Raw genomic sequence first — 24,696 nt, forward strand, 5'->3', positions numbered from 1 at the left:
CTAGAATTTAGGTGAGCAAATTAACTGCTTAATTTAGTGATCAGACCTATACTGTGTTTTAAATTAGTTAATATGAGGAGAATTTTGTAATGAAATTATTTCCATTGGGTTCAAGTAACATTATGGTTTCAAACATTGCGGCAGGTGGTATGAGGTATGCTAGTCTTAATTTAGCTCAAATGCAGAAGTTAATGCAGGTTGAAATCGATAATGGTATTAATTTTTTTGATTTTGCTGATGTTTATGGCGGTGGTCAATCAGAGCGCATATTTGGTCAGGCGTTAAAGCAGTCTAGCATTAAGCGCGAAGATTTGATTATCCAATCTAAGGTTGGACTGACTGACTTTGGCTATGACTTTTCCAAAGAACATATTTTGAATAGTGTGGATGGTATTTTGAGGCGTCTTCAAACGGATTATTTGGATGTTTTATTACTCCATCGACCTGATCCATTAATGGAGCCTGCCGAAATTTCATCTGCGTTTAATCAACTAAGGCAAAGTGGAAAAGTCCGCGAGTTTGGTGTTTCAAATATGAATACCTTTCAGATTGAGTTTCTACAAAGTGCCCTAAATCGGCCATTATTAGTTGATCAGGTTCAATTTAGTCTGATGCATACAGGTATGATCGATTTTGGTATTCATACAAACATGAAAGATTCACTAAGCATAGATCATGATGGTGGGTTATTACCTTATTCACAGAAGAATAAAATTACACTTCAGGCCTGGTCACCACTTCAGTATGAGGGACCAGTTAATGGCGGATTTATTAATGGTCAGTGGCAATTTCACGGTCTGATTACTGATAATCCGGAAATACCTCAGGTTAATAAGGTATTGGATCAAATTGCAAAAATTCACGGAGTGTCTAAGACTGCCATTGCGACTGCTTGGATTTTGCGTCATCCTGCACATATTCAAATGATTGCCGGCACAACTAATCCACAACATTTAAGTGATATTTTGGAAGCAAACGAAGTACAGCTTTCACGTCAAGAGTGGTATGCACTATACTTGGCTGGCGGGCACACATTGCCTTAGGTACGAAAATGTATTGATGAGATTTCTAAATGGTATCAATAAAATGATGTATAAGGATCAAATTGTTGGTCCCTATACATTTTTTGTATTAAACGTCAACGGGTTAGGGTTAATATGGCCATACCGATTAAAAAGATCAGCGAATAATAGATAATAACCGAATTTTAGGTTGTTTTATGCCTAATAGATGCCTGTCTCAGGCCATAACTGATGAATTAATTGTTTTACGAACGCAATGTCGTTTAACTATTTGGGCCTTAAAACACTATTAGAGTCTTTTATAAAAACTCAAGGACTTAGCAATATTTGCAGAATTTTTACAATCTGCCGTGTATTAAAACTATAGTTAAAAACGATAATTACATTCCAATCACAAGTGCTACAGTTTAGTTATAGAAAGCTTTAAGCGTGTGAATGTTTTATACAATAATGCGGAGCTGATGACGTTTGGCGCGTTAAGTAGCGCATAATTGAGTGATTGGACAACATGATTGATGTTAGTATAAAAAGTATTTATATGAAATTCATGCAGTCTTACGATTATGCACGAAACAGAAATTGATGATTATCCAAAAGTTGCGTAATTGAATGAATTTTTATCCTGTAGAAAAGGAGAGTCCAACCATGAAGCACATCGTTGCAGGAATTATTGCCCACGTTGATGCCGGTAAAACAACGCTTTCGGAAGCATTGCTTTACCGGGCCGGTGAGTTGCGTAAACTTGGTCGGGTTGATAAAGGTGACGCTTTTCTTGATCCAGACAAACTTGAGAAGAAACGTGGGATCACGATCTTTTCACACCAAGCCAGTCTTCAGTACAGGGACCTTAAGTTAACTTTGTTAGATACTCCTGGTCACGTAGATTTTGCGACGCAGACGGAGCAGGTTTTGAGCGTCCTTGATTGCGCAATTCTGGTGATTTCAGCGACGGATGGTATTCAGGGTTATACGCGGACGCTTTGGCGTTTGCTTGAGCATTACAGCGTTCCCACGTTTATTTTTGTTAATAAAATGGATACAAATGGCGCTGATAAAGCACAAGTACTCAACCAGTTACAAAATACTTTTTCACCAGGCTGTATTGATTTTAATTCGGATGAGCAGGGCCAAAATACTGATTTCTCGGCTGAAGCGGCCGAAGAAATTGCTGTCCGTGATGATAAAGTACTTGAAAATTTTTTAACTTCTGGCGCGCTTGATGATAGTACTGTCCGGCAAATGATTGGTCGCCGCGAGGTCTTTCCTTGTTATTTTGGCGCGGCACTTAAGGTAGCGGGCGTTGATAATTTACTTGCTGGTCTTGAACGTTGGACTAATGCAGCAACGGATAAGCAAGATTTTGGCGCCCGCGTATTTAAAATTTCATATGACGAAAAAGGTGAGCGGCTGACTTGGATTCGAGTAACTGGTGGTGCGCTTCGAACTAAGGACGTTTTATTAAATGAGCAGAAGGCCAACCAATTGCGCGTCTATAATGGGACTAAATTTACGGCCTGTCAGAAAATATCTGCGGGTGACATCTGCGCTATTGCTGGGCTAACGAATACTTATCCTGGGCAGGGACTTGGGGATGAAGTTGATGGTGCTACGCCAGTGATTCAGCCGGTTCTTAACTATGCGCTTGATCCTAAGGCGTACGACATTCACGTTTGTCTCGCTGCACTTCGCCAACTTGAGGATGAAGATCCCCAGTTACACGTTTCTTGGTCAAGTCACCTCCAGGAAATTCGGGTTCAAATCATGGGTGAAGTTCAGTTGGAAATTTTGCAGCAAATCCTACTGGAACGTTTTAATTTAGACGTTAGTTTTGGTAAAGGCAGCATTCTTTACAAAGAATCGATTACACAGGCTGCCGAGGGAGTCGGTCATTTTGAACCTTTGCGGCACTACGCAGAAGTTCATTTGCTGCTTCAGCCTGCGCCACGTGGCAGTGGGCTGACTTTCGCTGCTAACTGCAGTTTAGAAGTGCTTGGTCGTAATTGGCAGCATCAGGTGCTGGCCAATCTGCGAGCCAAAGAACAGCTGGGGGTTCTTACTGGTGCACCAATTACGGATATGCGGGTTACCCTTGTAGGTGGTAGGGCCAGTATCGTCCATTCTGTTGGGGGCGATTTCCGCGAAGCAACTTGGCGGGCAATTAGGCAAGGTTTAATGATGCTTAAAAAACGTGGCGCCTGTCAGCTGTTGGAACCTTGGTATCAATTTCGGCTGGAAATAAACCAAGATCAAATTGGTCGCGCGATGAGTGACATTGAACGAATGAGTGGTAGTTTTGCCGCGCCAGAAGTGACCGCTATTTCTGGTGTTGGGCCGACGACTCTGACTGGTTTTGCGCCGGTTTCAGAAATGCAGGACTATGCCCAGGAGGTCCACGCCTATACGCATGGTCAGGGACAGTTGGAATGTATCGTTGCGGGTTATCGGCCTTGTCATGATGTAAAAGCAGTTATGGCGGATTTGAAATATGATCCAGTTGCCGATTTGGATAATACGCCGGGGTCAGTTTTTTGTGCCCACGGAGCCGGTTATCCAGTAGCTTGGGATCAGGTGCCGCAAATGGCGCATTTTCCTTATGTTTATTCAGCGGCGGACTTAATAAAATTGATGAAATGAAAAACGGATACTGGGTTTCTCTAGGGCGTTACTTTTAATCTTTGTCTTGGCAATGTGTTCGACAAATCGATTGTCAAACAAAATTAGTGGCAGTAGTTCAGCGGCAACGTCTAGCAATTTCAGCAGTGCGCGATTGGTTATTCATCAACATAATAAGTTTAAAAAATGGTGTATTCAACCTGAGGCGGCTGGATACACCATTTTTTAAATACGGCTATTTTATGATTTTAACTTTTTTGTAATGCAAACAAAAATGCAAATGGGTATTAATACATTATCTGTGGCTGCGGCGATCTAAGTGGCGTAAGAGTGCACTGGAAGCAGCATGAAAAACTTTGGGGTGTGCCCGGGCGACGTGAACAACAAAACGATCACCGAATGAATTGAAATAACGACGCTTAGGATTACGGTCAGTTGCGGCGGCATAGAAAACTCGAGCAAGATCGGCCGAGGTTGCACTAATCATATTTGAGCTTGAGCTTAAGATATTACTTAGAGTATTTACAAGCGGTAAATAGGCCGAATCTGTTTTAAGATTTTTACGCATATTTTGTACAGCAATGTCGCCCCAAGCTGATTGGGTTCCACCAGGTTGAACGATGACGGAACGAATGCCAAATTGTTGCACTTCAAGGTCCAACGAGTCACTCCATTGCTGCAGGGCTGCTTTTGAAGCATGATAATAGGCGTTTAGCGGCATGTAAAGGTCACCGCCGATCGATGAGATATTGACGATGCGGCCAGTTTTTTGTGAGCGCATTGTGGGTAAAACTAATTTGGTTAATTCAGCGGCACCAAAGAAATTAGTTTCAAATTGTTTACGTACATTTTTCAGATCAATATCTTCAATTGGACCACCTTCACCGTAACCGGCATTGTTAATCAAGACATCGATTCGGTGTTGTTCGTTTAAAATAGTATTGATAAAGGTATGATTTGATTCTGAATCAGTCACATCTAATTTAACGGCGTGAATATTGGTGCCGGTTGGGATTTTTTCCACACGGCGTGCACCGCCATAGACAGTCCAGCCGCGTTGTGCAAATAATTGGAGAGCTGCTTTGCCCATTCCGCTACTTGCGCCGGTGATTGCAATTACTTTTTTTGTTGGCATACTCATTTTCTCCCATCTTAATTGGTTTATAGTGATAATAATGTTACAGTTGTAACAGGCTTAAGCTGAGAAGAGTATACCGCCAATCTTTTCGCAGTACAATCTTTCTAGACTAATAAGTGACAAAAGGAGTGAAATTGTCAATGGCCGATCAATCAAAAGCAATTGAAGAATATTTATTAGGGGCACTTAAACGTTTGCTTAAAAAGAAAACATTTGATGAAATTTCGATCACTGAATTAACGAAAGTGGCTGGTATTTCACGTATGACCTTTTATCGGCACTATCAGAATATAACAGATATTTTGACGAATGAAATGGCAGAAATAGTTAATGAATTGACGGATAAACTTGGTTCTAAAACGGTTGTTCAGCATGAAGGATTAGTTTTTATTATGCAATTTTTAAAAGATCATGCAAGTTTCATTCGAATTTTATTGCTTGCACAGCAACAAGATATTTTACGCGATAATATTTCTCAAGTTTTGGCGAAATTATCAGCAAATAAAAAGAAATTGCAAAATTTGAACGCCCGGGAAATCGATTATTATGTTCGGTATCATTCTACTGGTTTGACTAGTGTCATTATTGATTGGGTGACCAAAAAACAGCCAGAAACACCGGAGGAATTAGCAACATTTTTAGAAAAAATTGGTGAAGGTAGCCAGCAATCTTAAAATTATTAAAAGTTTCTCCCTAAAACATTTAGAGGTCGCCTGATGAAGCACATTTTGATTATTACGCTAGCTGCCAAGTTTAGGTCGGAAAAATCTTAAAGAAGAAGGCGCGGTCACGTGAAGAATAATGAAATTTCGTTAACAACTAAACAGACATTTGCTAAAGCCCTAAAACAACTTATGGGCAGACAACCCTTTGAAACGATTACTGTTCGGCAATTGCTTGCGCTAACAGCGTATACGCGGCCAACATTCTATTATCATTTTCATAGTACGACCGATTTACTTAAGTGGACCTTCGTGAATGAGGCACTGAGTTTATTGCAACGAAGTCCGGAATATCACACGTGGGATGAGGATATTTTTTTGTTGCTGAAATACCTGAAGGCTAATGAGAAGCAGTACCGTTCCTTTTACGCGACGATGGATTTGGAACAAATGAACCGTATCTTTCGTGAACCAATCCAAACAGTGTTAATGGGCTATATTGATTATATTTTACGGACGCACCACTTAGCTGTATCTAAGGAAGACCAGGACTTTATCGTACGGTTCTTTACCGGTGGCTTTGTTAGTATTGTCGTAGATTGGTTAAATACTGGTCTACAAACATCACCGGAATTTATCCGTCAGCAGATTTTAGACACTCAAGATAATATTATTATCTTCTCACTGGAAACCGCGAATAAAAAGAACAAGCTTAACAAAAATGGTGATCTGTTAGATATCTAACAAGTCACCATTTTTGTCTCTGTATTATCTTTTTGAAAGCGCTTATACTCTTCTCGTAAGGTAATACGTAATAAGTGAATTTACATTACTAATTTAGGTAGTTCTACTAATGAAAGTGAGTTGGTATTTATGGATAATTTTAAAGATCGAGTTATTTTGATCACTGGATCCGCCCACGGTTTTGGCGCAGCGATTGCTAAGGAAGCCGCTCAACGTGGGATGAAACTTGCTTTGGCCGATATTGATGAACCAGCATTAAAGGATATTTACGATGAGGTTACTACGTTAGGTGCCGATGCGGAAATGATCCCGACGGATGTGACTGAGGAAACTGCAGTAGATAATGCAGTTGCAACTACCATGAAGCGTTTCGGTCAAATTGATGTCTTGGTCAATAGCGCTGGTGTCGCAGTGCCAGGATCAATTTGGGAGTTGCCGACACGTGATTGGGAATGGATTTTGCACGCGGATGTTATGAGTCAAGTGTATGCCTTACAGCAGGTTATTCCCATTATGATGAAGCAACCAGATGGTGGTGACATCATCAATGTAGCGTCAATGGCAGGGTTGATCACTAGTCCGTTAATGCCTGCGTATTACGCGAGCAAATTTGCTAGTGTTGGGATGACAGAAGCCGTTGAGTATGATTTACAGGCGGCAAAGGCTAATGTACGCATGCACGTCTTTTGTCCGGCGTTTGTGCAGACTGATCTTTATCATTCTGAGCAGCACCGCCCTGCTAAATATACCAACACTAGTGATCCATATTATACGAGTAAGGTCTTTAAGGATGGGCAAAAATTTGCAGAAAATGATATCAAGACTGGGATGTCCATTAACACAATTCCGGCACTTATTTTCACAGCCTTAGAGAAGAATGAATTCTATATTCTGTCACACCCAGCGGTTAATCCGTTGATTGTGGCCCGGGCGCAAGGGATTGTTAATGGACAGGGGCCTGATCTTAACCTGATCACAAAATATTTAGATAAAACACATGGCGAAAAGCCAGCAGCCAAATAAAGAAAGGATTTGAAATTATTATGGCAACTTTAACTGAAAAAGGCACATTTGTGAATAATGATCTTGCGGATGTTATTTTAAAGCGACAGTCAATTCGTAATTACGATAAGTCCGTCAAAATTTCTCACGATGAAATGACAACGATGATTAAAGAGGCAATTACGGCACCTTCAGCGTGTAATTTACAGGCTTGGCACTTTGTCGTTGTTGATACACCAGCCGGTAAGGATAAACTGCGCTCCTTCTTTATGCACTTTAACACACCACAACTAGAAACTTCTTCGGCGATGGTAATGATTTTTGGCGACACGTTAGCGTTTAAGTCTTACCGTAATTTATGGAATAAAGCTTATGATAATGGCCAAATTTCGGCCGAAAAACGGGATGAGGTTTTCAAAACTTTCTTACCACTTTATGAAAGTGCTTCGAAAGAAATGCTGACGGCGGACGCCACGGTTGACAGTGCCCTGGCAGCGATGCAGTTTATGCTAGTTGCGCGGGGACATGGTTACGCTACAAATCCAATTGCTGGGTATGACGCAACTAAGGCGGCTGCAGCAATGGGGTTGGATCCAGACAGATACGTTCCCGTTATGGCGGTTGCAATTGGCAAGCCGGCTCCAGACGATAAGGACGAAGTTAAATCAGTTCGCTATGAGGCCGATCAAGTTGTTCAGTTCAAATAAGTTTTTAAATAGTAGTTGTTATTTAGTGCTTTTTAATGATTATGAAAGTAGAATTTTTAGCTGGATGCGTTCACGTTTAATTGTGGATGTGTCTTTTTTGGTTAAATCTATGTCTGAACAAGAAAATTTATAGTGGCCGACAAGCTTGAATTAGCACGATTAAGTGCATAAAGTAGCAAAAAAGAAGTCGCAACCTAATTGAATAGGTCGCAGACTTCTTTTGGTCATTATTTATTAGCTATAATGTGTGGTGTTTTTGAATTATTTTTTCAAAAGCACACTAAATTTTTTGAACGATGTCATCAATTTTAACTTTTAATATCTTACGAATCCACGGGAACTTAGCTTTCATTTCGTCATATTCACTTCCCGATTCTATAAATTCACCGGTTCCGTAAACGTGAAAACCAGCCCCAGGTCCCTGTGTTCCGGGGACTTCTTTGCTTCCCATAGTTAAAACAACCCGGTTGTCAGTTTGAAAATCATTTTCGATACTGTGCATCCCTGCTGCAGGGATAAGGAGGTAATTATCGGCCTGTTTTATCTCAACGTATGAGCTCCAGGTATTAACGACACTAGCAGGCTGTGCGTTAACCGTAATAATGGTAGTTGGGCCTTCATGCTGCATAACTTCAAGGAATTTTTGATTCATTAGTCTAACCTCTTTTTTACAGATTTAATGAGCTAATTATATTACTTAAGAAGAAAAAAGGCCAAACAAACGTTCAGCAAATTTTTTCTCCGGCGTTAGGGACTAATTTGAATGAAATAGTTATATTTTCAGTACTTAAAGGCGCTAGAATTAGAATATTGAATAATCAGCATTTTAAAATGGCAGCATAAGTTGTAGCATGAAAGGGATAGTTTAATTTTTTGGGAAGAAGTGTATCGTTTGTCAAAGCATAATATTATCATTGTCACTTGTGCATTGTTGTTGTCAAATGCGATGAGTGGGTTGGATAACACTATCATTAATACGGCATTACCAGCCATTATTTCTGATTTACACGGAATTGAAATGATGGGCTGGATTGTGGCGGTATTTTTGTTAGGAACAGCAGTTAGTACGCCTCTATGGAGTAAGTTAGGCGAACATGTCGGCAATAAGCACAGCTACCAACTGGCTGCGCTCTTTTTTGTAGTGGGTTCCCTTTTAGAAGGATTAGCACCTAATATCGTTTTTCTGATTATCGCACGAACCATCGCTGGAATCGGAAATGGTGGCGTGGTTTCATTACCTTACATTATTTACGCGCAGATGTTTACCAATCCTCGGAAACGGATGCAGGTTTTGGGGCTTGTGTCGGCGAGTTACAGCACGGCAACGATTATTGGACCATTGGTTGGCGGCTACATTGTGGATACGTTCAGTTGGCACTGGGTTTTCTATTTAAACGTACCAATTGGCCTAATCTCGGCTATCTTAGTGCAAATATATTATCAAACAACGCATGAATCACGGCAAAGTCAACCAGTTGATTATCGCGGAATTATTTCAATGACGATTGGTTTAGTGAGTTTGCTTGCCGGGATTGAAATGATCGGCAGCGCTAATTCACTACTTGTTGCCGGCGTGCTAGTATTCGCGGCCATTTGCCTAGGTGGCATGGTGTACCTTGAACGTGGCGTGGCCGATCCAATTATTCCTAGTCGACTCTTTAAAAATCGCTCGTTAATGATTGATTTTATTTTATTCACATTAATTTGGGGCGCCTTTGTTGGTTTCTTAATCTACAGTCCAATGTGGGCCCAAGGATTACTCGGGACAACGGCCTTGGTTGGTGGTGCCACGCAAATTCCCGGTTCATTAACTAATTTTATGGGATCTGGTTCGGTCGCGCCATTGCGCCGGTATTTAACACCGCAAAAAGTAATCGCTATGGGAATTATTACGTTAACTATTTCATTTATCCTTCTTTTAGTTATGGGAGTTAAAACACCGTACTGGATTTTATTGGTCGCTGCCGCTTTTGAAGGTTTTGGTAACGGTGCCTGCTTTAATGAACTGCAAGTAAAGGTGCAACAGGATGCCGACCCAAAAGATATTCCAGTGGCTACATCGTTTAGTTTTTTAATTCGGATGTTGAGCCAGACATTTACGGCCTCAATTTTTGGACTGATCATGAACAGTGCACTAAGAAGTGGTGTTGCCCAATCCGGTGGTAAAATTACGATGAAAATGATGAATAAGCTTAGTGATGCAACCAATCTCAAAACGTTGCCGACGCAGTTAATTCCGCAGATGCGGCTTATTTTACATAATGGCCTGCATAACATCATGTTTTTATCGTTAATACTGATGTTAATTGCGTTGGGGATTAACCTTTGGGCGCAACGATTAGAGCGGCAAAAGGCAATTGGTTAGTCAGAATAATTATGAGCTTGGTAAATTTAGCAGATGGATTCAGCTAGGCAAGTAACTTGCGCCAATGTTGATTATTTGCTCACATGATGGTGAATCAAGTTTTTAACTAATTTAAAAATAGGTTGATGGAGTAAAGGAGAGAGGTCAGCATGCACATAAAAACTGCGTCGGAAATATTTGCGGCAATTCAAAACGATACCCAAAATCAAGAATTTACTGCTCAAGGAATTCAACCACTTTATCACGTTATTCCGCAGGCAGAAATTCTTATTATTAGTCAAGCTCCCAGTCGAAAGGCGCAAGCATCAATGGTGTTTTGGGATGATCCAAGTGGCGATCGTTTGCGCGCCTGGATGGGATTAAGCAAGGATGAGTTTTACCGTTCTGGTAAAATTGCTGTGATGCCGTTAGATTTTTACTATCCAGGTAAGGGTGCGCACGGCGATCTTCCACCGCGGAAAGGTTTTGCTGATAAGTGGCACGAACCGCTATTAGAATTGATGCCCAAGGTACGTTTAACACTTTTAATTGGTCAGTACGCGCAAAAATATTATTTACAAAAACGGCGGCAGCGAACTTTGACGGAAACTGTTCGGCATTATGAAGATTATCTGCCTAACTATTTTCCATTAGTTCATCCATCACCGCTTAACTATGGTTGGTTGCATAAAAATACTTGGTTTGAAGGGACAGTTCTTCCCGTTTTACAGACGGAAATTAAACAAATTATGCTTGATGAAGCATAATCTTGGAGCCTACTAATTGATTATTCTTTGGCAAATGTTTCAATACAATACGCCTTTTTACCACAGTGCGGGCAAATTAATTTACGCGTTTTTGGTGTGTGTGCAGAGAAAAATAGTTTTTTTAGTCCAATTTTAAAAATGGTTTTGCAATTAGGACAAATATAAGCGGTATTTTGATTGTATTCTTTTGTCATATAACCAGCTATAAAAACTATAATTGGAATGCCAATGAACATTGGCCACCAAATCCCGTTAACAATGCCCAGAAATAATAATCCAATTTCAAGTAGATCTGCAAGAATACCGAATAAAATCAGTAGCTGATGTAATTGTTTCAGCTCTTTGTTTTTTTGCATTGTGCCATCTATGTCGTCTAATGTGTTTTCTAATAGTGGTTCACTATTGTGGAGCGTGTCACTAATATACTGAGCGCTCTGTTTTTGTGCCTCCAGTACTTTAATTTGTTGGTCCAGTCGTGTTATTTGCCGGTCCAATAGTAATTCCAAGACTGCATAATTTTGTTGATTTGCCATCACCTTCCTAATGTCTTTGAGCGTAAAACCCAGCTGTTTATACCCCAAAATTATACGTAAGGTTTGTAACTCTTTGTTTGAGTAAATACGTTTACCACTTTTATTAAAATGGTCTGGGCTTAGTAAATTTTTTTGATCGTAGTATTGAATGGTGCGAATAGAAACACCACAAATTTTTGCGAGCTCACCGGTTGTATAAGTCGCCATAGAATTTCACCTCCTATAAGTTATAGCATAGCTAATGACGTAGCGTTATGAGCAAGCAGTTTTTATTTTAAAATGTAAAATAACGTCTAAAATATGGTATAAATAAGGTGAAGCAATGGGTGTTTAGGTAATTTGGGAGATTATGTATCGAGATTAATGATCTGAAGTACTGGGTAAAGGTAGTAAACGGCGGGCACAACGGAATGTTATTGTGCAGCAGTGGGGGAGCGTTATTATGATAAAATGTCCAAATTGTGGTACTTTAAATGAGCCAAATTCTAAGTTCTGTATTAGTTGTGGTCAAGCATTAGAGGTCCAAACGACTAAGGTTTGCCCACGCTGTGGTACAACTAATACGGGAACAACTATGTTTTGTAGCCACTGTGGTTATACTTTTTCACAAACAGGTCGTGCACAAGATCAACCAATTAAAAAAGCGCGACGACGTTGGCCGTGGATACTTGGTGCGGTAGTAATTATATTATTTATTGGTTTTATTTTTATTTTACGACAAAGTCCCAGTCCTGCTGAAAAAACGGCGGTTGCGAGCTCTAGTTCGTCTAGTGATACTACAGAATCTGAGCGTGCTAGTTTGGCTGCAGAAAATGCTTCGTTGAAGGCTTCAACTACTCAATCGAAAAGTGAAGTCACAGCTACAAATAAACAAAAATCAGTCACACTATCTGAAGCGGAAAAGCAAACGGTTACTGAACAAATGCTGAATTGGGCCGACAGTCGTGCGCAAACGGGCAACATGGCGGTTAGTAATTACTATTTCAATCATGGGGCCGCTGGTTCTGGTGACTGGTACGCCCAAACGCCAGATGGTGAGGTTCAGGTGCAAGATAATAATAATCCCGGTACCGCTAATTTTAAAATTCACGCAATTGGTGGTTTAGTGTTTTATACGTCTAAGGATGGGACTACTGGCGTTGATGATAGCTTAGATAGTGGCTCAACGGCTGATGGTTATACGACTAATATGAACTTTGATAAACCAGTTAGTAAATACCTTTTGGCCGATAATGGGGTTGTGTATGAATTAAAATCTGGTAACGGCACAACAGTCGATCCACTTACTGGTTTTGGTGAATACAATAATAATGGAACCGAAACGACGTACAAGCCAGATCAGGACTTCACTGTTTCTAATGATTCAGCGGCCACAAATGAATTACAGGATTTATTGGAACCTTATTGATGAATTATGTATTTTAAACGTGTCGCGCAACTGTTTTTCATAAAATTAACTAATCCAAATTGTATTTAATGACTTATTTATCAAGTTGAATCGATACTCGATGATCAGTCCATTTTTGTAACCTGGTCTAAAAGAAAGTATTCGAAAACAGAGACCAGTCTCAGTTCAACAAATTTTTAAATAATCAAGCGCGCTTGAAGTTTAATAGCGCGCTATTTTTATGCTTTTCAAATACTCACTAGACTGATGCTTGGATCTGGACGTCTTTTCAAATTAGACACGTGAACCCAGAGTTTTGGCCCAGCTTTTCGTTTTTGGTGTGCCAATAAAATAGACTGCAATAAATAAACCATAACGGTGGTTTGATTTATTGCAGAAGGATAGCAACGTCATTTATTTTTTGGGCCGAATTTCATCCTGCAAACTGCCATCTCGTTTATACACTTTAATCACCGAATCCTTATTGGCAACGATTTTATGAGCACGTTTCAGCGCTTCTTCTTTAGTAGGGAACACTTCACTGGGTTGTTTACCGCCTTCAGCCATGATTGCCCAGCCATTTTCTTGGTGCTTAACTAGTTCGTTCGAGTCAATGAGTTCTGGACTACTTTTCTTTTCCGAATGTTTGTCGTGTTTGGTTGGATTTTTATCGTTACGTAACTTTTGTTTGTCGCTTGGAGTTGCATCCTGGTACCATTTTTCCGCCTGATTAATCGCAATCGGAATGGCGCGGTCATCCGGGTATCCGTCAGCCAAGAGTGCATTGCCGATATCAATTGCTTTTTTCCGTTCTTGCGCGGACATGTTTTTCATTGAATTAGGGTAATCTTGCATATTCCAGGACATACTGGGATTCCTCCTTGTAATTACAAATTTAGTTCTAATTATCATTTTAAATGATGGTTAGCAGTGAAAGAAAGAAATATGCGCGTTGTTTGATTTTCGGCGGCCTGTTATTGTTACTGGATTTCCTTTACAATGTATGAATAACCTTAAAATGAAATGGAGAGATCTAGTGACACTATTTTTAGTTGTCTTAATCGCCTTATTTGGTGCGTTAGTTCGAACAGTTTTTGGTTTTGGTGAAGCATTAGTAACAATGCCACTATTAGCATTAGTGGGTTTTAACCTTCAAATGTCAACTGCTTTAATTGGTGCATTGGGGTTACTGGTTGCAATTCCGGCAGCGGTTAAATTTCGTGCGCACATTGATTTTGCCGTCGTTCGGCGCTTAGTAACTGGCTCATTACTAGGGGTACCATTAGGAATTCTCTTGATTAAAATGGTGCCCACCAAGTTGGTTTTACATTTATTAGGTCTATTTCTAATTGTTTACGGAACGTATAGTCTGTGGAAATTATTTAGTCAGCAACCACAAAAAAAGCATCTTGCCGCTAATTATTGGGATTATTTAGCTGGTATCGTTTCAGGGGCGTTGGGAAGTGCTTATAACAGCCATGGCGTACCAGTTGTCATTTACGGGACCTTGAAAAAATGGCCGGTAGATCAATTACGCGGTATTTTGCAGGCACACTTTCTTTGCGTAGGGACAATTGTTGTCATTAATCAAGCCGCTTCAGGTTTTTGGAATATAACGGTTGTTCACTTGCTGCTGATAATTGTGCCCTTGTTATTCGTTGTTGTACCATTAGGCAACTGGCTTAGTGATCACATTGCACGAACTACTTTGGTCAAGTACATTTATATTTTACTAATTGTCTTTGGTGGCTTGTTATTGCTTAAATGAAAATAGACGCTAAAAGTAAGGTTGATCACCAATACTTTTAGCGTCTATTTTAATGTTCGTTTAATGGACTAAATCTTTCCAAATCACCACTTTATTTGTGGCAAGTGAAGCTGGGACGTCAATAATACGTTGGTTAGAGCTGCCACGAAATTGAAGTGTTAGGTCTTTTTTAGCTTGAATAAAGCGACCATCCACTAGAATATCTAACAAACTCAATAGTTCTTTTTTATCCGCTGATTCCTGTTGTAGCTCGTCCCAAGTATAGCCAGTCCACGACCAGATATCCTTATCGTGCCCAAATTCTTGCCGAACCCGCTTAACTAGTGCGAGGCAGACTTGAGTATTAAGGAAAGGCTCACCACCAAGTAAGGTCAGTCCTTGAACGTAAGACTGCGCCAGATCAGCGATGATTTGGTCTTCCAATTCTTTTGTATACGGATGCCCATAATGAAAATTCTGGGCAATTTTATTATAGCAACCTGGACAAGCAAAACGGCAACCAGAAACGTAGAGACTGTTACGAACGCCTTCGCCATCAACAAAGTTAAAGGGCTTGTAGTCAGCAATGTATTGCTGGCTTAAATCGTCCGCTAACCATTCTTTTGGCTTAGGATTATTGGGTAATTCATTTTTTATCATTAATTATAACCACCATTTATTGTCTTGCTTGCGTTGTTTGATCATTTCCCAGTGTCATGTGCTTAACCCGGTGAATAATCTCTTCGTGTCGGCCGTGAACCATTGGGCGTTGTTGCGGATTACCTAAATAACCACAAGTTCGTTTAACCACATCACAAGTCGTTGGGTCAGTGTTACCACATTTAGGACACTTGAAACCCCGTTCAGTTGGTTTAAATTCGCCTTTAAAACCACACTTGAAGCATTGATCGATTGGTGTATTGGTGCCTAAATAGCCAATTCGATCATAACCATAGTCCCAAACGGCCTCTAATGCCTTTGGATTTTGTTTCAAATTTGGGTATTCACAATAATGAATAAAACCACCAGCACAATATTTAGGGTAAGCTTTTTCAAAGTCAATCTTCTCAAATGGTGTTGGCGCCTTACGAACATCGTAGTGAAAACTATTTGTGTAGTATTCCTTATCAGTGACGTCCTTAACCTTACCAAATTTCTTTAAATCGGCTTGGCAGAAGGTATTTGTTAAGCTTTCTGCAGGCGTGCTGTAAACACTGAAGTGATAACCGTATTCTTTTTCCCACGCTAAGCAATGCTTGTAGAGATCCTTTACGACGTCAACCGTGAATGCCTTGGCCGTCGGGTCATTTTCCCAAGCGTGACCAAAGAAGACCGCACCTACCTCGTATAAGCCAATATAGCCTAGTGAAACAGTTGCGCGGTTATTTTTAAATAACTCATCGACCGAGTCAGTTGGTTTTAGGCGCTTACCAAATGCACCAAATTCGTACAAAATTGGTGCGTTATTTGGTTTGGCTTCCTTGGCCCGATTTACCTTGAAAACAAGAGCTTCTTTACAAACTTGCAAACGTTGTTCCAGGATTTCCCAGAACTTAGCCTGATCGCCTTGTGATTCTAAAGCGATTCGCGGCAAATTAACCGTAACGACGCCTAAATTCATTCGGCCTGAGTTAACTTCTTTGCCGTTTTCATCTTTCCAGCCTTGTAAAAAGCTGCGGCAACCCATTGGTGCTTTGAACGATCCAGTTAATTCAACAATCTTGTCGTAAGATAAAATGTCAGGGTACATCCGTTTTGTGGCACATTCAATCGCAATTTGTTTAATATCATAATTAGGGTCAGTTTTGTCTAAATTCAAACCACGTTTCAAGGTAAAGACTAATTTAGGAAAAATTGCTGTTCGGTGTTCTTTACCAAGGCCCTTAATTCGTACCTGTAGAATTGCTTTTTGAATATCGCGTTCAATCCAACTTGAGCCTAAACCAAAGCCAAGTGTCGTAAATGGTGTCTGGCCCTGTGAAGAATACAAGGTGTTGATTTCGTATTCCAAGGCCTGCATAGCATCATAGATATCCTTGGTTGTCTTAGTTTTCGCAAAATCCTGTTGCTTTTGGTCGCCATCAATCCACTGTTTAGCATCCGTTAAGTGTTTTTGGTAATTTTTTTCTGCAAAGGGTGCCAATAATTCGTCGACTCGATCGGCGGAGCACCCACCATATTGACTAGAAGCAACGTTAGCGATAATTTGGCTCATTTGGGCAGTAGCCGTCTGAATCGAATGTGGTGGTTCTACTTCAGCGTTACCAATTTTAAAGCCGTGGGTTAGCATTTCTTTGAAATCAATCAAACAGCAATTTGTCATGGGGCTGTAAGGTTGATAATCGAGATCATGCCAGTGAATTTCACCCTTTAAATGCGCGTTGGCCACTTTTGCAGGAAGCATTTTTAGCCCAATTGCTTTGGCAACTGTGCCGGCAGTCAGGTCTCGTTGTGTATTGAAAACTTCACTGTCTTTGTTGGCATTTTCGTTAATAACGTTACGATCTTTATTTAATAATTTTTTGATTGTAAAGTTAATATCAGTTGCCTGATTGCGGGAAAAGTCACGTTTTGTTCGGTAATTAATGTATTCTTGAGCAATATCGTATTGGTGGTGATTTAACAGTGTTTGTTCAACAATATTCTGAATTTCGTAAATCTTTATATTTTTTGTAAAACGTTGGTTAATTTCGTTAATGGCGTCAGTCGTGACTTCTTCTAATGCTTGATTAATGATTGGATCAATTTCCTGATCAACTTGCGTGGCAGCCTTTACTAGTGCATTTTGAATTTTGTTGCCGTCAAACTGCATTAAACGACCGTCGCGCTTGATCACTTTAATTTGTAAAACTTTAGGTTGAATATCTAACATAATGAACACCTTTTTCTTTGTTAATACATCATATATTAAAGCATTCACCGCCAAATCGCAATTGATATCAATCAATATATAGGGGATTATTTCGCAAAATCAACTAAAATTTAACAATATATTGTGTATAAGACTGGCCGTTAAAAATAAATTCTGGGTTAATTAGGGTAGCTACAAGCTTAGGTGTGTCAAGGCAAATAAAATTACAATGGACAAAATTTTACCAATATTGGTGAATTAGATTGTTCCGCGTTAGCACTAAAAATAATTGAAAAGGCCGCAGTAAAATTTATTTTCGGCGCAGTCTTCTATAATCGGTGCAAGTTCAGAGTCTAACCCACCTTTCCGATGTGCTAGATATAGTCACGTTTTCTAAAGTTTAGGGTGAGCAAACAACTAATTAACACACAGACGGCGGCTACAAGGTAAGTTGTTTTAATTGCTTGTAAGGAACCTAATTGGGTAGCGACTTTTAGGCTATGCTGGGCCATTAATTGTGCAATGTTATTTTTTTGCAAAACGCTCATGATTCCAATTAATAACGCTGTCCCAAATGAACCTGATACTTGACGGATGGTTGTATACATCGCTGAGCCATCAGGAATGATTGCTTGAGGTAACGAATTAAAGGCCTCCGTTTGAATGGGCATGGTAACGACTGAAAGGCCTAACTGGCGAACGGCTTGGGCGGCAGTCACCCAGGCAAAGCTTGAATGCAGGCTTACGCGACTCAGCATAAGAGTACCAATCAGTAAAATAATGGTACCACCAAATGATAAATATTTGGCACCCCATTGATCGTACATCCGGCCACTAATTGGTGACATAACCGCAATTATCAAGGCGCCGGGCAACATAGCTAGACCAGAATAGATTGCGCTATAATGCATAACATTTTGCATATATAAAGGAAGTAACAGCATTCCGCCGTAAAGTGCCATCATTAAAAAGACGTTCACGATCACCGCAATGATGAAGTTATGACTTTTAAAAACGTTGAAGTTTAGTAATTTGTTACTGATATGTGTTTGTTGATAGACAAAGGCAATGACAATCAGTAGGCCAAGCAAACTAAAACCAAGAACGTTTTTAGACAGTATTGGCATTGTACCGGCATTACTGAAACCAAGTAACAGTGAGCCAAGACCAATACTTGAAAGGGCAACGCCACTCCAGTTAAGTTTTAATTTTTTATTCGTGCCCAGGTTACGTAGCATGATTGCTGCAAAAATAATATCCAAGATAATTAGAGGTGCAATCAGATAGAAAAGCGAACGCCAATTATACTGTTCAACTAAATAACCAGAAATGGTTGGACCAAGGGCTGGCGCAAAATTTAGTGCCAGACCAACCCAACCCATAGCAGTTCCACGTTTGTTAGCCGCGTACATATTCATGATGGAGACGTTCATTAGTGAGGCAATAACGCCGGCACCACCGGCCTGAATCATGCGTCCGGTGATTAATATCAGATAGCTAGGCGCCATTCCGGCAATAATTGTACCAAAAGCAAACACACACATTGCGGCCAAATAAAGTTGCCGGGTGGTGAAGCGTTGGATTAAATAGGCCGTTAGCGGGACCATAATACCATTAACTAACATGTAACCATTTGATAACCACTGTCCTTGTGCAGCAGTGATGTTAAATGACCGCATGATACTAGGTAGCGCCACGTTCATTAAAGTTTGATTTAAGAAGGCCAAGAAAGTTCCCATAACTAGGATCAACATAATTCCCCGATTATGTTTTATTTGTGCAGCGCTCACTATTTAATACCTTCTAACTTTTTTAGTAGTTCTGTTTGGGTTGCTAATAGTTCCGTTAATTTTGGCGTGGACATATCGTTAATTGGTGCTAGTTTTTTCCAAAAATCGGCGTAAGTTACTGCATATTTTTGTTGTCCTTTCGCAGTTGGACTAATATTGATTTTGCGCTTATTTGTTTGATCACGATCTTTAGTGACTAAGCCCTCCGCCACCATTCGGTCAACAATACCGGAAGTTGTGCTGTTACCTAGTCGTAAGGCGTTGGCAAGTTCCTCGAGTGAGCTAGGGTTTTTAGTTGCAAGGGCACCCAAAGCAATAATCCAAGTTTCAGTGAGCTGTTGTTCATTAGCTTGGTAATAAAAAATCCGGCGTGTTTCTTTTCTAAGCGAGCGCAGTGATAAAATTAAATCTTTAATTTCTATTTCGGCGTTATTCATTAGTACTCCTCATAATAATTATTCGTATACGAACTGTTCGTGCACGAAATATATTACGCGTTTTTCAGTGACTTTTCAAGGATACCTTGATGGCGCCTGCTTTAAATTAATCAAAGTAAGCGTATAAATTTAGTCCACTTTTAATGAAACGGATGAAAATATTGAGTCCTTAGATTAAAAAGCATAAACTTTATGTAGATGCATAGTGTCGTGATGGAATTGATAAAGTGAATAATCGCGGATGTGGCGTTAGGCGTTCAGAGGCCGTATTCTGGGGTACGTTTCGGCTAAACGTGCGCAATCAACCCAAAAGGAGAACGTAATTATGGCAAAGAATATTACAGTTATTGGCAGTTTGAATTTGGATATTCATATTCCGGTTGAACATATTCCGACTCAAGGAGAAACGCTTGGTTTGTTAAGGGCTAGTACGCAGGCGGCCGGTGGTAAGGGAGCAAATCAGGCCGTTGCTGCAGCGCGATTAGGTGCTCAGGTTCATTTTATTGGCGCAACGGGTAACGATGCTGCCGGGAGAATGTTGATTAGTAAATGCAAGGCTGAAGGTATTGATGTCAGTGCAATCAGCGCGCTTGATGGTAAAAATACTGGCCAGGCTTTTATTATTTTGGAGCCTGATGGTCATAATACGATTATGGTTGAAGGCGGCGCCAACAAGTTAGTTAGTAATGCGGCCATCGAAACTGCTGCGGACAAGATTAGGCAATCCGATATTGTGATCGCTCAACTAGAGACTAATTTTGAGCCCATTATCGCAACCTTTAAAATTGCTAAAGAAGCTGGTGTGCCGACAATTTTAAACCCGGCGCCTGCTAATAAACCAGTACCAGATGAGTTATTGCAACTGACTGATATCGTCACACCTAATGAAACCGAGGCCGCAACTTTAACCGGACATAAGGCAGTGACAGGGGCTGATTTCGCGGCAATTACTACCGCTTTTCAGACTAAAAGTATTCCTAATACATTGATTACCTTAGGTTCTAAGGGTGTCTATTATAATGTCGCCGCTCAAACTGGAGTCGTTGCGGCACATAAAGTTGCCCGGCCAGTCGATACAACGGCTGCTGGTGATACCTTTATCGGAGCGATGGCGGCCGTTTTAAATAAAGATCTTAGTAATGTTAAGGCCGCCATCGATTTTGCTAACGCGGCCTCCTCCTTGACCATTCAACGAGCTGGAGCGATGGATTCAATTCCAACTAAGGCTGAGGTTGATGCGTTGTTGTTTTAATTAATAAGTGACCAACGACAAAAACTAATTTTGTTGTCGTCCTTTTTATGATCAAAAATAATGTCTTGGCGTCCTTTAATTAGACTGAATTTAAATTTACATGCTTGCTAATTTATGAATAATAATTGAATAAATAATTAATCGGACGTATAATGATGATATTCTGATTGATGGAGCGAATGAGATGAAAAAAGGGCTGCAGTTATTTTTGGTTATTTGTTTAGTATTTATGGGGCTAGGGGGAATTGTGCAACAACCGGCACAGGCCGCAACGGATGATTCTTTGGCCCGAATCCAAAGAAAAGGAACGTTGGTGATGGGTAACTCGCCGAACTACCCACCATATGAATTTCAGGTAAACAAAAACGGTAAAGAGAAAATTGTTGGGATGGATATTGAGATTGGTAAAAAAATTGCGCATGATTTGGGCGTAAAATTAGTGATCAAGAAGATGTCCTTTGATTCGTTGTTGGTTGCGCTGGAAACGGGCAAGGTTGATATGATTTTGTCTGGTATGAGTCCGACACCAGAACGGCGAAAGAACGTTGATTTTAGTAATGTTTATTATTCTGGTGGGCAAGATATTTTGATTAATAAGGCGGACAAAGGCCTTTACCATAATAAGGATTCTTTTCGGAGTAAAAAAATTGGTGCCGAAACGGGGACTTTACAGTACGATCAGGCCAAAAAGCAGATGCCAGGTATCAAGGTTGTTGGAATGGACAATGCTTCTGATCTCATTTTGGCGTTAAAGACCCATAAAGTCGACGGTGTTGCCAAGGATGAAGCTTCAGCAACCGCTTACGCTAAAAATGATCCTGACTTAATCGCTTTGAAAGGACACTTTAAGACCAGTAAGGCAGAAGCTGGTAACGCAATTGCTTTGCCAAAGGGATCCACTTCACTGCGTTTAGCAATTAATAAATCGCTTAATACGATTAAACAGAAAAATTTGATTCAAAAAGAGTACTTAGTTACCGCTGGTAGTTACATGAAAGTTAATACACAAAATACATCGATGCTGCATTACTGGAGCTATTTTGCAAAAGGGGTTCTGTACACATTAGGAATTTCATTAGTTGCAGTGATCATTGGCGTTTTACTAGGTATTTTACTAGCCTTAATTCGATTGGGGCACATTAAAATATTGCGGGCACTGGCAACGGCTTACGTCGAATTTGTTCGTGGTACACCGCTAATGGTACAGATTATGTTTGTCTACTTTGGGATTGGCGTTTTTGTTAACATACCAGCTTTAATCGCCGGAACAATTGCGGTTGCCTTAAATAGTGGCGCATACGTTAGTGAAATAATTCGTGGTGGTATTAATTCTGTTGCTAAAGGGCAAGTAGAGGCGGCGCGGAGCTTGGGATTAAGTCAAAGCTCAACTATGCGTTACGTTGTTTTTCCACAAGCCTTAGCGAATATCTGGCCGGCCCTTGGGAACGAATTTATTTCGCTAATTAAGGAAACTTCAATTGTTTCAATAATTGGTGTTACCGATTTAATCTATCAATTACGAATTGTGCAAGCCGATACCTATAAAGGGGTTATTCCGATTGTGATCGCCATGATTCTCTATTTCATCATGACCTTCAGCTTATCAAGGGTGCTTCGGCATTACGAAAATCGTTTACGGCACCCGGCAACGGAATAAATGATCAAAAACAGGACAAATAGTAGCTGTTGAAAGCTACCCCATTGGAAATGGGTAACTTTCAAGACAACAGACTATTTGTCCTGTTTTTTAGTAAAACTTAATAGCATTTTTTAATTGTGTGGTGCAACATTACTTTAGTTTCAATAATTTCTCGATATTTCCGTGGGCAATTTTTTCTTTGTCATCTGCTGAAATTGCTGTGTTGGCAAGAAAATCTTCGGCGTTACCCTTAACGTAAGGATAATCCTGCGCCCATAAAACGTGATCCGTACCCATTTCAGTGAGAACTAACTGCATTTGTGGCCAAGTAAACATACCACTAGGTGTCACGTAGACGTTCTTTTTGTAATAATAAGAGACTGGGTGCGCTAATGGATTACCAACAACTGGCGTAGTTGCGTCGTCTAGACGTTCCAAGAAGTAAGGTACAAATTCACCCCAGTGGCCAGAAATTAATTTTAGATTTGGAAATTTATCGAATAATCCAGATAAAATTAGGCGCGTAACGTGCAGGCCAGCTTCCATGTGCCAACCCCAGCCTGGCGTTGCCATGATGGCATTAAAGCCAATTGGATTCATGTCACTATAATAGGCTTTACGAATGGTTTCTGAAGGCATTGAAGGATGAATATAGAGTGGTACGTCAAGTTCGGCCGCCATTTCAAAGATTGGTAAAAATTGTGGTTCATCCAAAAAGTGACCACCTCTAGCAGTACCTAATAGTAAGGCGCCTTGTAAGCCTAATTCAGTAACGGAACGTTTCAGTTCTTGAGCGGCCGCCTTGGGATCAGAAACAGGTAAAGTTGCAAAGCCAAGGTAACGATCTGGATGGCGTTTTACATTGGCTGCAATGTTATCATTAATTCTTTTCGTTAATGGAATAGACTGTTCTGCTGGTAACATATCTGGATTGGTACTAGCGTCACCATACGAAAGAATTTGCATATCAATGCCATTTTTATCCATATACTGAAGTCGGTTTGTATCTAGATCCTGCATTTCCTCTGGTGTTACGGCATAAGCGACAAGACCTTCAGCAAACGAACGACCAAATTCTTGTAAGGCCTTAGGATCGGAAGGCTGGGTCTTCATGTAGTCCATGATTGCCTTATTTGCGTAAGCCGTACTGATGTGTTCTTCGGTTGTAATTAATTTCATAACATCACCTCATTTAAGATTTAAGTACAGTATAGCGAGATTAAAACGGAAGTTATGGACCGAATTGGCCAATAAGTTGTGTAACTAAAAAATTTTATCTAAATTATTGGTAAGGTGTAGAAATAAGTCAGTTGCTTCACTTTCAGACCACGTATGATCCAATACGTAAGCGCGTAAAAACATATAAGTTGCCGCGGCGTAAACATTACAAATGGCTGCTTCGTCGATTAACGAGATTTTATTTTGGTGAGCAATATTTTGATTGAAGAGCGATAAGCGTTGAATAAATTCTTGGCGGGTGTTTGACCACTCAACTAATTCGAAGACCGCGGCACGCTGTTGCCAAGTTTTCATGAGTTGGGCGGTCATGCTCCGGGCGGTTAAGCCTTGGAGCCGAAAATCCTTTTGAAATTCACTGAGGTGTTTGTCAATCATTGTAACGATTACTTGTTTCGGTGATAAGTAGTAACGATAGAAAGTTTGGCGAGAAATTCCGGCCAATTTGGCTAATTTAGGTGCACTAAGGGTTTCAAAATTAACTTTCCTTTTACAGAGGGTAAATAAGGTGGTATCGATCTGGGTTTTAGTTTTTAAAATACGTTTATCAACTTGTTTCATGACGGCCTCCATTTAAATCTCGGGAGTGTTTGGAAAAGCGTTGCATCATCCAAGGATATTTTACTTAGTTTTTAAGAAATATTCAATTTTGAAGATTGCGGTAAAATACAATATTTCCTGGGAAATTAATTTTGCTATGGGATTGTAGTGTTCCGCGGCAATTTAAGCAATCATTTTGAATGATGCCGTAGCTTCGCTTAATTCAAATTTCGGTTCTTAAAAGTAGGGCGGTCGCGAAGTATTAGAAGGTGTTTAGAAATTTGA

Annotated in this window: 22 protein-coding genes; 12 read left to right on the forward strand and 10 right to left on the reverse strand. The window is 40.2% G+C overall.

Going from position 1 to position 24,696, the window contains the following annotated elements; translation table 11 throughout:
* Positions 1–89 precede the first annotated feature (89 nt).
* Positions 90–1,043 carry an aldo/keto reductase gene (locus AYR53_RS03195; protein ID WP_068279432.1) on the forward strand — a complete coding sequence of 318 codons (954 nt, stop codon included), beginning with the start codon at positions 90–92 and terminating at the stop codon, positions 1,041–1,043.
* A 624-nt stretch (positions 1,044–1,667) separates the two neighbouring features.
* The gene (locus AYR53_RS03200) at positions 1,668–3,656 is read left to right on the forward strand and encodes an elongation factor G (protein WP_068225892.1); all 1,989 of its coding nucleotides are present in this window, start codon (positions 1,668–1,670) and stop codon (positions 3,654–3,656) included.
* Positions 3,657–3,930: 274 nt separating this feature from the next.
* On the opposite strand, the gene AYR53_RS03205 is transcribed toward AYR53_RS03200, so the two are convergent.
* The gene (locus AYR53_RS03205; RefSeq protein WP_068225891.1) at positions 3,931–4,770 is read right to left on the reverse strand and encodes an SDR family NAD(P)-dependent oxidoreductase; all 840 of its coding nucleotides are present in this window, start codon (positions 4,768–4,770) and stop codon (positions 3,931–3,933) included.
* 143 nt (positions 4,771–4,913) lie between these two features.
* Here AYR53_RS03205 and AYR53_RS03210 point away from each other — a divergent pair, with 143 nt between their 5' ends.
* The 4 genes from AYR53_RS03210 (at position 4,914) to AYR53_RS03225 (ending at position 7,888) form a co-directional block, all read left to right on the forward strand.
* Entirely contained in the window at positions 4,914–5,447 is a 534-nt protein-coding gene (locus AYR53_RS03210; RefSeq protein WP_068279429.1) for a TetR/AcrR family transcriptional regulator, read from the forward strand.
* A gap of 117 nt (positions 5,448–5,564) precedes the next feature.
* Positions 5,565–6,179 (forward strand): TetR/AcrR family transcriptional regulator C-terminal domain-containing protein, encoded by a 615-nt coding sequence (locus AYR53_RS03215; protein WP_068225889.1) that lies wholly within the window; start codon positions 5,565–5,567, stop codon positions 6,177–6,179.
* Positions 6,180–6,308: 129 nt separating this feature from the next.
* Positions 6,309–7,202 carry an SDR family NAD(P)-dependent oxidoreductase gene (locus tag AYR53_RS03220; protein WP_068225888.1) on the forward strand — a complete coding sequence of 298 codons (894 nt, stop codon included), beginning with the start codon at positions 6,309–6,311 and terminating at the stop codon, positions 7,200–7,202.
* A 20-nt stretch (positions 7,203–7,222) separates the two neighbouring features.
* Positions 7,223–7,888 (forward strand): nitroreductase family protein, encoded by a 666-nt coding sequence (locus AYR53_RS03225; protein WP_068225887.1) that lies wholly within the window; start codon positions 7,223–7,225, stop codon positions 7,886–7,888.
* 280 nt (positions 7,889–8,168) lie between these two features.
* Here the strand turns inward: AYR53_RS03225 and AYR53_RS03230 are convergent, their stop codons facing one another.
* Positions 8,169–8,540 (reverse strand): FMN-binding protein, encoded by a 372-nt coding sequence (locus AYR53_RS03230; protein WP_068225886.1) that lies wholly within the window; start codon positions 8,538–8,540, stop codon positions 8,169–8,171.
* A gap of 240 nt (positions 8,541–8,780) precedes the next feature.
* Here AYR53_RS03230 and AYR53_RS03235 point away from each other — a divergent pair, with 240 nt between their 5' ends.
* Positions 8,781–10,253, forward strand: coding sequence for an MFS transporter (locus AYR53_RS03235; protein ID WP_075168935.1), 1,473 nt, complete (start codon positions 8,781–8,783; stop codon positions 10,251–10,253).
* A gap of 155 nt (positions 10,254–10,408) precedes the next feature.
* Positions 10,409–10,999 carry a uracil-DNA glycosylase family protein gene (locus tag AYR53_RS03240; protein WP_068226275.1) on the forward strand — a complete coding sequence of 197 codons (591 nt, stop codon included), beginning with the start codon at positions 10,409–10,411 and terminating at the stop codon, positions 10,997–10,999.
* Positions 11,000–11,019: 20 nt separating this feature from the next.
* On the opposite strand, the gene AYR53_RS03245 is transcribed toward AYR53_RS03240, so the two are convergent.
* Positions 11,020–11,739 (reverse strand): MerR family transcriptional regulator, encoded by a 720-nt coding sequence (locus AYR53_RS03245; protein ID WP_068225885.1) that lies wholly within the window; start codon positions 11,737–11,739, stop codon positions 11,020–11,022.
* Between the two features lie 235 nt (positions 11,740–11,974).
* Here AYR53_RS03245 and AYR53_RS03250 point away from each other — a divergent pair, with 235 nt between their 5' ends.
* Positions 11,975–12,940, forward strand: coding sequence for a zinc ribbon domain-containing protein (locus tag AYR53_RS03250; protein WP_082918548.1), 966 nt, complete (start codon positions 11,975–11,977; stop codon positions 12,938–12,940).
* A 393-nt stretch (positions 12,941–13,333) separates the two neighbouring features.
* Here AYR53_RS03250 and AYR53_RS03255 read toward each other — a convergent pair whose 3' ends face one another.
* Entirely contained in the window at positions 13,334–13,786 is a 453-nt protein-coding gene (locus tag AYR53_RS03255; RefSeq protein ID WP_068225884.1) for a DUF2188 domain-containing protein, read from the reverse strand.
* A gap of 169 nt (positions 13,787–13,955) precedes the next feature.
* Between AYR53_RS03255 and AYR53_RS03260 the strand changes: the two genes are divergently transcribed.
* Positions 13,956–14,687, forward strand: a complete 732-nt coding sequence (locus AYR53_RS03260; protein WP_068225883.1) for a sulfite exporter TauE/SafE family protein — start codon at positions 13,956–13,958, stop codon at positions 14,685–14,687.
* Positions 14,688–14,747: 60 nt separating this feature from the next.
* Here the strand turns inward: AYR53_RS03260 and nrdG are convergent, their stop codons facing one another.
* The 4 genes from nrdG to AYR53_RS03280 form a co-directional block, all read right to left on the reverse strand.
* Entirely contained in the window at positions 14,748–15,326 is a 579-nt protein-coding gene (gene nrdG / locus AYR53_RS03265; RefSeq protein WP_068225882.1) for an anaerobic ribonucleoside-triphosphate reductase activating protein, read from the reverse strand.
* A gap of 16 nt (positions 15,327–15,342) precedes the next feature.
* The gene (nrdD, locus tag AYR53_RS03270) at positions 15,343–17,538 is read right to left on the reverse strand and encodes an anaerobic ribonucleoside-triphosphate reductase (protein WP_068225881.1); all 2,196 of its coding nucleotides are present in this window, start codon (positions 17,536–17,538) and stop codon (positions 15,343–15,345) included.
* 353 nt (positions 17,539–17,891) lie between these two features.
* Entirely contained in the window at positions 17,892–19,271 is a 1,380-nt protein-coding gene (locus AYR53_RS03275) for an MDR family MFS transporter (protein ID WP_068226273.1), read from the reverse strand.
* Between the two features lie 35 nt (positions 19,272–19,306).
* A complete protein-coding gene (locus AYR53_RS03280) occupies positions 19,307–19,744 on the reverse strand; it encodes a MarR family winged helix-turn-helix transcriptional regulator (RefSeq protein ID WP_068225880.1) in 438 nt (145 codons plus the stop codon).
* A gap of 325 nt (positions 19,745–20,069) precedes the next feature.
* Between AYR53_RS03280 and rbsK the strand changes: the two genes are divergently transcribed.
* The gene (rbsK, locus tag AYR53_RS03285; RefSeq protein ID WP_068225879.1) at positions 20,070–20,996 is read left to right on the forward strand and encodes a ribokinase; all 927 of its coding nucleotides are present in this window, start codon (positions 20,070–20,072) and stop codon (positions 20,994–20,996) included.
* A gap of 184 nt (positions 20,997–21,180) precedes the next feature.
* Positions 21,181–22,653 carry an ABC transporter substrate-binding protein/permease gene (locus AYR53_RS03290; RefSeq protein ID WP_068225878.1) on the forward strand — a complete coding sequence of 491 codons (1,473 nt, stop codon included), beginning with the start codon at positions 21,181–21,183 and terminating at the stop codon, positions 22,651–22,653.
* Between the two features lie 132 nt (positions 22,654–22,785).
* Here the strand turns inward: AYR53_RS03290 and AYR53_RS03295 are convergent, their stop codons facing one another.
* Complete coding sequence (locus AYR53_RS03295; protein WP_068279426.1) at positions 22,786–23,814, reverse strand: amidohydrolase family protein; 1,029 nt, start codon at positions 23,812–23,814, stop codon at positions 22,786–22,788.
* A gap of 84 nt (positions 23,815–23,898) precedes the next feature.
* The gene (locus AYR53_RS03300) at positions 23,899–24,432 is read right to left on the reverse strand and encodes a TetR/AcrR family transcriptional regulator (RefSeq protein ID WP_068225875.1); all 534 of its coding nucleotides are present in this window, start codon (positions 24,430–24,432) and stop codon (positions 23,899–23,901) included.
* Between the last annotated feature and the right edge of the window lie 264 nt (positions 24,433–24,696).

Source organism: Loigolactobacillus backii (assembly GCF_001663675.1).
Taxonomy (GTDB): Bacteria; Bacillota; Bacilli; order Lactobacillales; family Lactobacillaceae; genus Loigolactobacillus; species Loigolactobacillus backii.

Bases quoted from the DNA above. Each gene is read 5' to 3' on its own strand.
- AYR53_RS03195 (WP_068279432.1), top strand. From the start codon at position 90: ATGAAATTATTTCCATTGGGTTCAAGTAACATTATGGTTTCAAACATT.
- AYR53_RS03200 (WP_068225892.1), top strand. From the start codon at position 1,668: ATGAAGCACATCGTTGCAGGAATTATTGCCCACGTTGATGCCGGTAAA.
- AYR53_RS03205 (WP_068225891.1), bottom strand. From the start codon at position 4,770: ATGCCAACAAAAAAAGTAATTGCAATCACCGGCGCAAGTAGCGGAATG.
- AYR53_RS03210 (WP_068279429.1), top strand. From the start codon at position 4,914: ATGGCCGATCAATCAAAAGCAATTGAAGAATATTTATTAGGGGCACTT.
- AYR53_RS03220 (WP_068225888.1), top strand. From the start codon at position 6,309: ATGGATAATTTTAAAGATCGAGTTATTTTGATCACTGGATCCGCCCAC.
- AYR53_RS03225 (WP_068225887.1), top strand. From the start codon at position 7,223: ATGGCAACTTTAACTGAAAAAGGCACATTTGTGAATAATGATCTTGCG.
- AYR53_RS03230 (WP_068225886.1), bottom strand. From the start codon at position 8,540: ATGAATCAAAAATTCCTTGAAGTTATGCAGCATGAAGGCCCAACTACC.
- AYR53_RS03245 (WP_068225885.1), bottom strand. From the start codon at position 11,739: ATGGCGACTTATACAACCGGTGAGCTCGCAAAAATTTGTGGTGTTTCT.
- AYR53_RS03250 (WP_082918548.1), top strand. From the start codon at position 11,975: ATGATAAAATGTCCAAATTGTGGTACTTTAAATGAGCCAAATTCTAAG.
- AYR53_RS03255 (WP_068225884.1), bottom strand. From the start codon at position 13,786: ATGTCCTGGAATATGCAAGATTACCCTAATTCAATGAAAAACATGTCC.
- nrdG (WP_068225882.1), bottom strand. From the start codon at position 15,326: ATGATAAAAAATGAATTACCCAATAATCCTAAGCCAAAAGAATGGTTA.
- nrdD (WP_068225881.1), bottom strand. From the start codon at position 17,538: ATGTTAGATATTCAACCTAAAGTTTTACAAATTAAAGTGATCAAGCGC.
- AYR53_RS03275 (WP_068226273.1), bottom strand. From the start codon at position 19,271: ATGTTGATCCTAGTTATGGGAACTTTCTTGGCCTTCTTAAATCAAACT.
- AYR53_RS03280 (WP_068225880.1), bottom strand. From the start codon at position 19,744: ATGAATAACGCCGAAATAGAAATTAAAGATTTAATTTTATCACTGCGC.
- rbsK (WP_068225879.1), top strand. From the start codon at position 20,070: ATGGCAAAGAATATTACAGTTATTGGCAGTTTGAATTTGGATATTCAT.
- AYR53_RS03290 (WP_068225878.1), top strand. From the start codon at position 21,181: ATGAAAAAAGGGCTGCAGTTATTTTTGGTTATTTGTTTAGTATTTATG.
- AYR53_RS03295 (WP_068279426.1), bottom strand. From the start codon at position 23,814: ATGAAATTAATTACAACCGAAGAACACATCAGTACGGCTTACGCAAAT.
- AYR53_RS03300 (WP_068225875.1), bottom strand. From the start codon at position 24,432: ATGAAACAAGTTGATAAACGTATTTTAAAAACTAAAACCCAGATCGAT.